Origin of the sequence: Dorea sp. 210702-DFI.3.125 (genome assembly GCF_020560945.1) — a bacterium.
Lineage (GTDB): Bacteria > Bacillota > Clostridia > Lachnospirales > Lachnospiraceae > Dorea > Dorea formicigenerans.
Window position 1 is genome coordinate 1 of the sequence record NZ_JAJCNF010000060.1, and the last position, 2,771, is coordinate 2,771.

Genomic DNA, 2,771 nt, shown 5'->3' on the forward strand with positions numbered 1-2,771 from the left:
TGAATTTTCTCTTAAAGAATCTTCAGGGTTGTTGTCTATTATTTAATTATCAAGGTTCTTTTCTTTGTTGTCGTCTCAGCGACAGCTTATTTATATTATCACATTCACAATCGCTTGTCAACAACTTTTTTATTTTTCTTTTTCGCTGTCCGCTTCGATCATCTCTGTCGTTCGAAACAGCTTAGTTAATATACCATGTCCTTTTCTAATTGTCAATATTATTTTTATTTTTTATTTTATTCGCGCAATTCGCACAATTCAGTTTATTACTTTCTATCATAACTACAGTTTCAAGAATGCAATTGCATGACCTACTTCTACTGCGCACCTCTGCAATCCTGCCAGAGGCTATATCAGCTGGGGGATTGACTCCCAGCTGATATAAAAATGCACTTCGAGCCACAATTTCCGATCTTACATTTTAGCAAAACACTACGTCTCCAATATTGTTCTTTTGTCTACTTACTGTTATAATTGCTAGACGGAGGTTCTTTTACTTATGAAAATACAGCTTTTATCAACATTAAAAAAATATAAAAAGGATTATTTAAAACAGGACATTTTTTCTGGTATCATTATAGCCGCTGTATCTATTCCCATTTCCATGGGATATGCACAGATTGCCGGGCTTCCTCCGGCTTATGGCTTGTATGGTTCTATTCTTCCTATATTATTATTCGCAATTTTTTCTACATCAAAACAATTTATTTTTGGTGTAGATGCTGCTCCCGCTGCTCTTGCAGGCAGTGCGCTGCTTTCTCTTGGTATTGTTCCCGGATCTGAAGCTGCGTTGAATTATATACCGATTTTGGCACTTTTTACTGGTCTGTGGCTTCTTTTCTTTTACATTATAAAAGCCGATCGGATTGTAAACTTTATATCAACCCCTGTTATGGGCGGATTCATTAGTGGAATCTCTTTAACTATTATCTTCATGCAGATTCCGAAACTTATGGGAAGCTCTGCAGGATCTGGTGAAATCATCGAACTTGCAGAACACATTTATGCCGCCGGTCAGTATTTCCACGGGCTTTCTCTCGGATTAGGACTTGGTACATTACTTATTATAAGAATATGCAAAAAATGGATTCCAAAATTTCCAATTGCAATTCTTATCATGGCTGCAGGCGTAGTATCTACTGTGTATTTCCATGTTGACGCAAAGGGTGTGGCACTGCTTGATTCTGTTGGAACCGGACTTCCGCCATTTTTCATTCCTGACTTTAGTCAGGTAGATCTGACTCAGGCTGTTGGGCGTGGACTGATGATTTCACTGGTCGTAATGGCTGAAACTTTGCTTGCAGAAAACAATTTTGCTTTCCGCAATGGTTACAATCTGAATGACCGCCAGGAAATCTTAGCCTGTGCTGCCGGTAATGTTGCCTCTGCATTTGTAGGTTCCTGCCCGGTGAATGGAAGCATTTCCCGGACATCTATGAACGAACAATATGGCGGGCACTCTCAAGTTGTTTCCATTACTGCAGGCATTACTATGGCAATTCTACTGTTATTTTTCACAGGCTTCATTGGATACCTGCCGATTCCGGTTCTGACCGCAATTGTGATATCCGCACTTATGGACGTTGTAGAGGTTCATTTATGTATCCGCCTCTTCCGACTAAGCAAACAGGATTTTTCCATTTTCATGGCAGCCTGTATCAGTGTATTATTTTTAGGAACAATTTACGGTGTGCTCATCGGTGTATTGCTTTCATTCTTTGCTGTTATCACAAAATCCGCGAATCCAACTCGTTCTTTTCTTGGTGTGATTCCCGGAAAAGATGGATATTATGACCTTATAAGAAATGTACATGCATATCCTATCAAAGGTGTTGTCATGTACCAGTTTAATGAAAACCTGTTTTTCGCAAATGTAAAGATTCTTCAGGAAGATCTTGAAGATGCAGTCAGTCCAGATACGCAAGTCGTAATCATTGACGCAAGAGCAATCAACAACATCGACATTACTGCTGCAGACCGCCTTGCGGAATTATCTTCGCGTCTGACAGACCTTGGAATACATTTTTATATCACTGAACATACTGAAAAATTGAACCAGCAAATGCGTCAGTTAGGTGTTGAACATCTGATCCGCGAGGGACATGTCCGCCGGACAATACTGGCTGCTCTTCACGACGCAGATATTTACGCTCCATATGAACTGGATATCCCGGATTCTGAAAAAGAAAGCGTAAAACTAAACCTGACATTTCTTCCTGCAGAAGATGAAGATACACTGGAGGAATTTGCATGGGCTTATGGTGATCAGGTAGTCGAGGAAATGGAACATGAAGTTCACCACATCTTAAATCATATTCACGGATTAAAGGATATTGAAGAGATTCTTGAAAACGGTCTTGTAGACCACCTTGAAAATTGGCATTCTCTTGGTGCCTTTGATGAGGACGAATTACTTCGCCGTATCGAGCTTCATCTCGATGAGTTGTCACAGGCACTGGCAGAAAACCAACCATTAGTTCTTCAGTTAATTGAAAAACGAAGACGTATTTTAAGAGACCGTGTTCTACGTGAACATCCGGAAGTCTTCGATAAGTTACAGAAACATCGCCGAAAGCTTGAAGAACGATTAGAACTTCAGCGCGCAAGCGTAGAACCTCAAGAACAAGCACCTCAGCCAAATCAAACTTTTGAAAAAGAAGACGTTCCAGCGCAAGAATCTGATGTGGCACAAGATTCCGATGCGGCACAAGATTCCGATGTGGCACAAGATTCCGATGCGGCACAAGATTCCGATGTGGCACAAGATTCCG

At 40.6% G+C, this 2,771-nt stretch carries 1 protein-coding gene; it reads left to right on the forward strand.

Going from position 1 to position 2,771, the window contains the following annotated elements; all coding sequences use genetic code 11:
- Window positions 1-499: 499 nt before the first annotated feature.
- The coding region (locus LI164_RS15465; RefSeq protein WP_227087367.1) for a SulP family inorganic anion transporter at window positions 500-2,771 on the forward strand (2,272 nt) is incomplete at its 3' end.